The following is an 8266-nucleotide window of genomic DNA, read 5'->3' as shown; positions in this document are numbered from 1 at the left end:
CGGTGGTGCCGAAGGCGATGCCGATGTTGAACGAAGTGGGCTCGATGGAGGCGGCCAGCACCAGCGCGCCGGGGTGATGCTTGCGGGCGATGTCCATGAACATGCTGATGGCCTGGATGGAAAACGCGTACATTAAAAGCGCGATAAAGCCCATGGCCACCAGAGCCGGCGCTACATTCGTCCCCGAAAGCCACAGTCCCAACAGTGCTGCGGTCAGCACCACGAATACCGGCGGCAGCGACTTCATGCCGAACTTCCCATCAAGCCAGCCCGAAAGCAGGTCCGAGAAGAAGCAGATGCACCCGAACGTCAGCAGCACGGTGCCCGATTGTCCGTTGTTGAGCCCCAGGTCGGTCTCCAAATAGGGCGTCACGTACCCGTAGAAGGCGTACACGCCGCCCACGCCGAACATGAAAATAAGCACGCCGAACACCACGGCGCGCTCCTTGAGCAGCCCCACCTGATGGCGCGGCGAGGTCAGGGTGGCCTCGCGCTTGCGCCCCCGCTCTTTCGGCAGCACCGTTACCAGCAACACGGCGGTAATAACGGAGAAAGCGAAGGCGGCCACCAGGGCTACGTGCCACGACCAAAGAGCCACCACCATGCGTCCCGCGCTGGTGGCCAGCACCAGGGCAATGGAGAACGCGGCGTACACCACCGAAATGCCCATGGAGGACTTCCATGGCCCCAGCAGATCGGATACATAGGTGGTACCCACGGCCAGCAGCGGTCCCGCCACGGCGCCCATAACCACGCGCGATGCCATCAAGATGCCCAGCGAGGGCGCCACCATGGCTGCGAAGTTGGCCGCCACGAAGACAAGCAAATAGATGGCCAGCAGTCGGGAGCGCTGGAACCGCGCCGTCGCAATGGCCAGCGAGGGCGTCGCGACGGCGTAGGAAAGCGCGAAGAGGCTGATGAGATCACCAATTTGAGCGAGTGAGCTGTGGTAGTGCTCGGCCAGCTCCGGTTCGATGCCAATGACCACGAACTCGGACACGCCCAGCGAGAACCCCAGCAGCACAATGAGCGCATAGCTGATCCGCCGACGCAGCGAGCTCAGGCCGGGGAAGGCCTCGGGTGCGGTCGATGCGGTGGTCGATGATGCGGTCATAGGGAAGCGCCTCCGAGTAGTGCGGGAATTGCGTTTTCGCCTATTGTAGTCCCTACGCCTTCGCTCCGCACGGAGTGCTTGCCTCGTCAAGCGCGGCACCTGCGGCTGCACCCGCTCCGGCTGCCGCGGCCTCAATCAGCTCTCGGTCGCTCGTCACCGCCTCGTAGTAGCGGTAGCCGCCGGCGAAGTTGTAGGGCTCGAAGCCGTGGCCGGCCAGGATGCGGCAGGCAATGTAGCTGCGCAGGCCGCTCTGGCAGATGACGTACACCGGCTTGCCCAGCTCCAGCTCGTCCAGCCTATCGCGCAGCTCGTCTACGGGAATGTTGCGGAAGCCGTCGATGTGCCCGCCCGCGTATTCAGTAGGGGTGCGCACGTCCAGCAACGTGACGCTGCCGTCGCGGGGCAGTGAGTCCAGATCCTCTAGATACCACTGCGCAAGCACGCCTTCTTCGATGTTCTCGGCCATGAAGCCAGCCATGTTCACGGGGTCCTTGGCCGAGGAGTAGGGCGGCGCGTAGGCCAGATCCAGCTCGGGCAGGTCGGTGACCAGCATGCCGTTGTGAATGGCGCAGGCCAGCACGTCGATGCGCTTGTCAACGCCGTCATAGCCCACAATCTGCGCGCCCAGCAGGCGGTTGGTGCCCTTCTCGAACAGCACCTTCATGACCATCGACTTCCCGCCGGGATAATAGCCGGCGTGGTTCATGGGGGAGAGGATCACCTTGTCCACCTCAAGCCCTGCCTTGCGGGCCGTGGCCTCGTTGATGCCCGTGGAGGCCGCGGTCAGGTCGAACACCTTGATGACGCTGCTGCCCAGCGACCCGCGATAACGGCTGTCACCGCCGCAGATGTTATCGGCGGCAATGCGCCCCTGCCGATTGGCCGGCCCCGCCAGGGAGATAAGGCTGTCAAGTCCCGTCACCACGTGCTGCACCTGCACGGCGTCGCCCACGGCGTAAATGTCCGGCGCGGAGGTTTCCATCCGCTCGTTCACCACAATGCTGTCCTTGAGGCCCAGATCAAGCCCTGCTTCCTTCGCCAGCGCCGTGTCGGGGGTCACGCCGATGGCCAGCACTACCATGTCCGCGTGCAGCGCGGGCTCGTCCTTCAGCAGCACGTCGACGCCGCCGTCCACTTCCTCGAAGCCCTCGACGGTGTGGCCCAGGGCCAGTTGGATGCCGTGCTTGCGTGCCTCGTGATGGATGAACGCGGCCATGTCGGGGTCGAAGGGGTTCATTAGCTGCTTGGGACGCTGGACGATGGTGACGTCCATGCCCAGCTCGCGCAGGTTCTCCGCCAGCTCCAGGCCGATGAAGCCGCCGCCGGCCAGCACCGCCGACTGGGGATGGTGCTCCTCGATGTACTCCTTGATGCGGAAGGTGTCCTCGACGGTGCGCAGGGTGAACACGTGGTCGAGCCCCACGCCGGGCACCTTCGGCTGCGTCGGCTTCGCTCCCGGGGACAGCAGCAGCTTGTCGTAGCTTTCCTCGAACTGCTCGCCGGTTTCCAGGTTCGTGACCGAGACGGTTTTGCGCTCGGGATGGATAGCCGTCACCTCGTGGTGCACGTTCATGGCAATGCGAAAGCGCGAGAAGAAGCTTTCCGGTGTTTGCAGCGTCAGCGCCGCCGGGTCGGTGATGGCGCCGCCGATGTAGTAGGGCAGCCCGCAGTTGGCGTAGGAAATGTAGCCCGAGCGCTCGAACACGACAATCTCGGCCTGCTCGTCCAAGCGACGGATACGGGCCGCGGCTGTGGCGCCGCCCGCCACGCCGCCGACAATGACTACCTTCATTAGCGCTCCACCTCTCCCGTGTAGCTGCTCATGCCGCCGATGTTCTTCGCGGCTGTATAGCCTGCACGCTGCAGAGCGGCCACGGCTTGTCCGCTGCGACCGCCGCTCTGGCAGTAGACGAACAGCGGCGTGGCCGGATCGGGCACGACGGCGGTAACGCGGTTCAGCTCTTGCAGCGGGACGTTCACACTGCCGGGCACGTGGCCCTGGGCGAATTCCTGGGGCGTGCGCACATCCAGCAGCACGGCTCCGTCGGTGTCGTGGTATTCGCGAACGCCCTCGTCAATGCTGGGGCCTCGCAGGAAATCGAACATTCCCATGGCAAACTCCTTACGTTCTTGAGCGCCGGCAGTGCATCCGGCGTCGTGATGCTTACCGAAAAGGTTACACCAGAAGGACGGATCGGGGGTGGTGAATCTGGCGGGTTAAAACTGTGGATCCGGCTGTACGGGGCTGGGTGAGGGCTCGTCCCTTCGTCAGATAACGGCGAACGAGCCAGGAAGAAACGACTGGTAAACCCTGCGCTAAGCGGGCGTCAAACGGGGCGTTCTTCTTCCTACCATAGGAAGGTAAACCCTCGGGCTCGACCTGCGAGCCCGTCCCTCTCTCCAAGGTGGCGATCTCTTGAGTACACCTAAAAGCACCATGCAAGCCACGGGTGCGAAACCCGCTCAACCCGCGAGTTCTCCGGCCCCTGCCGCCGCCTCTGCGCCATGCCCCCGTTCCGCTGCTATCCCGGCTATCCCCACGGGCCGGGCGATGTGGATCATGATGATCATGATGCTGGCCAGCAATCTGCTCGCGTCTTTCAATCAGTCGCTGATGAACATCGCTCTCGATCAGGTGGCCACCGATTTTCATGTCAGCCTTTCCGTGGCCAACTGGATGGTGCTCGGTTTTACTGTGGTGGCCGCCACGGTCATTACCATGGCGGCGTCGCTTCTGAAGCGCTTCGGCGTTCGCAAGGTAATGATGTTCGGCTACGCTGCGTCGCTCATCGGTTCGCTGTTGGGCTTTTTCGCGATGAATTTCCCCATGATGCTGGTGGCTCGCTTGGTGCAGGCGCTCACCGTGGGACTGTTCTTTCCCGTGGTGACCAGCGTTATTTTGACCATTTCGCCAGCGGGAAAGAAGGGCACGATGCTGGCCATCAACAGCGGCGTCATTGGCGTAGGCCTGGCTTTCGCCCCGATGCTGGCGGGTCTGATGCTGACGTACTTCGGGCTGAAGTCGCTGTTCCTTATCCCGGCGGTTCTGTCGGTGGGCCTGCTGGGGCTGGGCTTCTTCTTCCTGCACGACATCTACCCGCGCGAGGACCGCGCCATCGACGTTTTGAGCGTGGCCCTCAGCTTTGTCGGCTTGGGTGCGGTCATCTACGGCCTGAACGAGGTGTCCCGCAACCCGCTGCCTTCGGCGCTGGTCATGGTGGCTGGCGCGGCGGCGGTGGCGTTGTTCGCGTGGCGCCAGTTCCACATCAAGACGCCGCTGCTCAACCTTACTCCCTTCAAGCATCCCCGCTTTGTGTGTGGCGAGGTGCTGATGATGCTGGGCTACATGGGGTCCATCTTCATGAGCCTGCTGCTGCCGTTGTACTTGGAAGGCACGGTCGGCTATAGTGCGTTTGTTGCCGGATGCCTGCTGGCGCTGCCTATTCTTTGCTACGCTGGCAGCTGCTTCGTGGGTGGTCGCATCGAGGACAAGCACGGCATATGGCCGCTGGTGCCCGCCGGATTCCTGCTGCTCCTGGTTGGCTTCATTGGGGTGGAGTTCACCTCTTCGGCTGTGCTGGTTGTCGCTATGATGGTGTGCGCCGCGATGGCCTATGTCGGGGTTGGCCTGGTCTTTCCAACCCTGAAGGCCGCCGATCTAGAGGTGCTGCCAAAGGAAATCTACGCTCACGGCGCCGCCATCCATTCCACCTTGGTGCAGATAGCCGGCTCTATCGGCTCGGCACTGTTCGTGGGCGTCATGTCCGCCGACGTCGATGGCCTCATGGCTGCCGGCGCCACGAAAGCCCAGGCCTATGCGGCCGGATTCTCCCACACTCTCTACATTGACCTGGGCATTCTTGCAGTAGCGTTTGTGGTGTCCGTGATCTTCGCCCGCATCATGCGCAAGAAGCGTACCGGGAAGTAGGGACGGTGACAAGTCTCTGCCGCCCCAGGAACGAAAGCGGCCCCACGGTGGCAGAAATCGGGGGTTCTGACTAGGATTTGGGTGCCGCAAGGACGCTCGGTGCCTTGAAATGATCAAACGCTTGGAGATTTTCGCTACCCTGCGCTTCCGAGGCGCTTAAAATTGGCCTTTAGCTGGTCAGAACCCCTATTTTTTGCCATTGGGAAGCTGATTTTGTTTCTCGCCCTTGACCCTTCCGTAGCGTAAGGGGGTAAGCTGGCGTTGGGCAGAGGGAAGCGCTTCCTTGGTTGACCGCTCGCATTTCGAAGAAGGGATCTTGGCATGGAGTCGGTGAGTTATACGACCTCGCAGCTGGCGAAGGCCGCAGGGCTTTCGGTGCGCGCGCTGCGCTACTACGACGAGATCGGTCTGCTGGTGCCCCAGCGTGCCGCCAACGGCTACCGCAGCTACGGCCCCGAAGAGGTGCATCGCTTGCAGCATATCCTGCTGCTGCGCTCGTGCGGGCTTCCCTTGGCTGACATTGCCGAAGCCCTGGCGACGCCCACCTTCGACCTGGAATCTCACCTGCGCGGCCACTTGCTGGCGCTGCGTCGCCAAGCCACCGAGCTTGCCCAAACCATCCAAGTAACCCAACAAGCCTTAAACGGACTGGAGGAATTCAAAACCATGAACGACGAGCAGCGCTTCGAGAAACTGAAGCAGGAAGCGGTCGAGCGCTTCGAGGAAGAGTACGGCGAAGAGTCGCGGGCCCTCTACGGCGATGAGGTCATCGACGAGGCCAACGAGCGTATGCGCTCCATGAGCAAGCTGGCCTGGAATGCCAAGGAGGAGCTGGAGCAGCGCATCAAGGAAGTCCTGATAGCAGCTATGGCCACGGGCGATCCCGCGTCGCCGGAGGCCCGCATGTGCGCCGAGATGCACGCCCAGTGGATTCGCGTCCACTGGGGCGAAGGCGCCTACACGCCCGAGGCGCATCGTGCCCTGGCCGACGGCTACCTGGCCGATCCGCGTTTTATAGCCTACTACGACGATGCCTGCGGCGAAGGCGCCACGCAGTTCCTGCGCGACGCCATCCACGCCAACGTGCACTAGCGACGCAAGAGAAGCGGCCGTGCGGTACAATACCCCCTATGACCGCCGAGAAACTCGACATATTCGACTACGAACCGGCGCGCGAGCACTCATCCGAGGCCGCGCGTCGCCATTATTGGGCCGTGGCCATCGGGTTGCAACAGGTGGACGGTCTGGAGGTTTCTCCCTATCTGCGCAAAGTCGCGGGGGAGTACGTGGCGGGGAAGCGTGATCTGGCTGCAACCGGCGAGCTGGTGCGCGCCTATCATGGGGTAGGAGCGGGATCAAGGTCCCAGGGCGTCGTGCCCGACGGCGCAGACCGTGACGGCGCGTCGCGCGAAGCCGATTTGGTGGCCCAGCGCATTGCCGAGTTGCTGGCAAGCGCGCCTTTTGCTCTTGCGCCTGAGATGCTGCAGGAAATTCACCGTTATTTGTTTCAAGACCTTGATCCAGCTGTCTACCACCCGGGTCGGTTCAAGACCGAGCGCATGGTGAAGCAGGAGGACATTCTCAATGGCGATAGTGTGCTGTATACCGATCCTCTCGCTTACGACATGGCTCTCCGTGGTGCTTTCGCGGCCGAGCAAGCGAAATCCTACCGCGCCCTTGAGGGAGACGAGCTGGCGGAGTTCTGCCACTTCATTGCGTTCATCTGGCAGGTGCACCCCTTTGCCAAGGGAAGCACGCGCACCGTGGCGGTGTTCTCGGAGCTCTATCTGAACCAGCTGGGCTTCACCGTTGCTAACGAGCCGTTCGAGAAGCACACCCGTTACTATCGCGATGCGCTGGTGCGTGCCATGTACCGCAATGCCGACGCTGGCGTTTTTCCTGACGAGTCGTTCCTTGTGGCGTTCTACGAGAACGTGCTGGGGCGCGCCGAAAACAATCTGGACCGGGAGCGGCTTATCTGCACGGCGTTGTTCGAGAACCCCGCGCTCATTCGCAACGTTGATCCCATGGAGGCGCTCGACAAGCGTAACCTTGTTTAGAACGGGGTCGCGGATAAGCTGCCCGCAGTGGGAGTGCTTAATGGGGCGTCCTTTTGCCTCGATTCCAGGCAGCAAGGAGAGGACTAGAATGAAATCCGACTTTGAAATTGAACGTTTGAATGTGCCGTTGCGGGACCTTCCCGAAGAGGCGGCGGCGCTCTTTGTCCTGTGGGAGGCCTCGGTGCGGGCGACCCATGATTTCCTGACTGAGGCCGATATTCAGCGCATTGCCGCCTACGTGCCCGATGCGCTTTGCGGCGCAGAAACCATGCTTGTGGCGCGCGATGGCCAAGGGGCTCCTGTTGGCTTCTGCGGCATTACGGGTGACGAAGTGGAAATGCTGTTCATTCACCCGGACGCGCGCGGCCAGGGGGTGGGGTCGTCCCTCCTTCGCGTCGCCGTCAAGGAGCACGGCGCAACGCGGCTCGATGTCAACGAGCAGAATGCTCAGGCGCGTGGTTTCTATGAGCATGAGAATTTTCAGGTGGTCGGCCGCTCCGAGACCGACGGCATGGGCGATCCGTTCCCCATCCTGCACATGCGCTTGAAGGCTTGCGGCAAAGTGGGCCCTATCGAGCGCATCGCCGAGCACCCCGAGCTGATACCCCAGGCAGCGGCCTGGTTTGCCAGTAAATGGGAGGTGCTGGAAGAGTCCTATGCAGAGAGCATGGCGGAAAGCGTGCGGAACCCCAATGCTGTGCCGCAATGGTTTGTGGTGCGCGACGGCGAGGTGCCGGGCGCGCCGGTAATAGCGGGTTGCGGCCTTATCGAGAACGACTTTCACGATCGGCCCGATTTGGCGCCGAACCTCTGCGCGCTCTACGTGGAGGAGTCCTATCGCGGCGGCCATCTGGCGCGACGCCTGCTGGATGCGGCGCGCGCCGAGGCGGGGCGTCTGGGGCGGTCGCGGCTCTACCTCATCACCGACCACGATCGCTTTTACGAGAAGTGCGGCTGGGACTTCATCGGCTTTGCCCACGAGGACGAGGGCGGCGAAGTGCGCCTCTATGGCGTGGATACGATCAACGGTGCGGCAAAATTTGAAGCCGTATAGCCGAAAACGCGAGATTTGCCCCGTGCCTCATTTGAGGTACAATGCCCTTGCAATGTTTCGGCGGAGCCTTTGGCAAGCGACGCCTCGAGAAAGGTGCAGTGCGTTGAAGA

Annotated in this window: 7 protein-coding genes; 4 read left to right on the top strand and 3 right to left on the bottom strand. The window is 62.4% G+C overall.

What is annotated here, in order from left to right; translation table 11 throughout:
- The 3 genes from QZ307_RS09925 to QZ307_RS09915 all read right to left on the bottom strand — a co-directional run.
- Window positions 1-1114, bottom strand: a 1114-nt coding sequence (locus QZ307_RS09925) for an MFS transporter (RefSeq protein ID WP_295999438.1), incomplete at its 3' end; no start/stop codon positions are given.
- A gap of 52 nt (window positions 1115-1166) precedes the next feature.
- The gene (locus QZ307_RS09920) at window positions 1167-2906 is read right to left on the bottom strand and encodes an FAD-dependent oxidoreductase (RefSeq protein ID WP_295999435.1); all 1740 of its coding nucleotides are present in this window, start codon (window positions 2904-2906) and stop codon (window positions 1167-1169) included.
- Window positions 2906-3226 carry a rhodanese-like domain-containing protein gene (locus tag QZ307_RS09915; RefSeq protein ID WP_295999432.1) on the bottom strand — a complete coding sequence of 107 codons (321 nt, stop codon included), beginning with the start codon at window positions 3224-3226 and terminating at the stop codon, window positions 2906-2908. The genes QZ307_RS09920 and QZ307_RS09915 overlap by 1 nt, the downstream gene beginning before the upstream one ends.
- 304 nt (window positions 3227-3530) lie before the next feature.
- On the opposite strand from QZ307_RS09915, the gene QZ307_RS09910 reads away from it, so the two are divergent.
- The 4 genes from QZ307_RS09910 to QZ307_RS09895 all read left to right on the top strand — a co-directional run bounded on the left by QZ307_RS09910 (window position 3531) and on the right by QZ307_RS09895 (window position 8156).
- Window positions 3531-5042, top strand: a complete 1512-nt coding sequence (locus QZ307_RS09910) for an MFS transporter (RefSeq protein ID WP_295999429.1) — start codon at window positions 3531-3533, stop codon at window positions 5040-5042.
- A 321-nt stretch (window positions 5043-5363) separates the two neighbouring features.
- Window positions 5364-6134 (top strand): MerR family transcriptional regulator, encoded by a 771-nt coding sequence (locus QZ307_RS09905; RefSeq protein WP_295999425.1) that lies wholly within the window; start codon window positions 5364-5366, stop codon window positions 6132-6134.
- A gap of 38 nt (window positions 6135-6172) precedes the next feature.
- A complete protein-coding gene (locus tag QZ307_RS09900) occupies window positions 6173-7102 on the top strand; it encodes a Fic family protein (RefSeq protein WP_295999422.1) in 930 nt (309 codons plus the stop codon).
- 88 nt (window positions 7103-7190) lie between these two features.
- On the top strand, window positions 7191-8156 hold the full coding sequence (locus tag QZ307_RS09895; RefSeq protein ID WP_295999420.1) for a GNAT family N-acetyltransferase: 966 nt from the start codon (window positions 7191-7193) through the stop codon (window positions 8154-8156).
- The last annotated feature ends 110 nt before the right edge of the window (window positions 8157-8266 follow it).

The sequence above is a fragment of the uncultured Adlercreutzia sp. genome, assembly GCA_910585575.1.
Classification (GTDB): domain Bacteria; phylum Actinomycetota; class Coriobacteriia; order Coriobacteriales; family Eggerthellaceae; genus Adlercreutzia.
The sequence above is the reverse complement of the archived record's forward strand: the minus strand, read 5'-3'. Positions and strand labels throughout refer to the sequence as shown.

What these genes read in the sequence shown, in the direction of transcription:
- QZ307_RS09900 (WP_295999422.1), top strand. Translation starts at nt 6,173, where the DNA reads ATGACCGCCGAGAAACTCGACATATTCGACTACGAACCGGCGCGCGAG.
- QZ307_RS09895 (WP_295999420.1), top strand. Translation starts at nt 7,191, where the DNA reads ATGAAATCCGACTTTGAAATTGAACGTTTGAATGTGCCGTTGCGGGAC.
- QZ307_RS09905 (WP_295999425.1), top strand. Translation starts at nt 5,364, where the DNA reads ATGGAGTCGGTGAGTTATACGACCTCGCAGCTGGCGAAGGCCGCAGGG.
- QZ307_RS09920 (WP_295999435.1), bottom strand. Translation starts at nt 2,906, where the DNA reads ATGAAGGTAGTCATTGTCGGCGGCGTGGCGGGCGGCGCCACAGCCGCG.
- QZ307_RS09915 (WP_295999432.1), bottom strand. Translation starts at nt 3,226, where the DNA reads ATGGGAATGTTCGATTTCCTGCGAGGCCCCAGCATTGACGAGGGCGTT.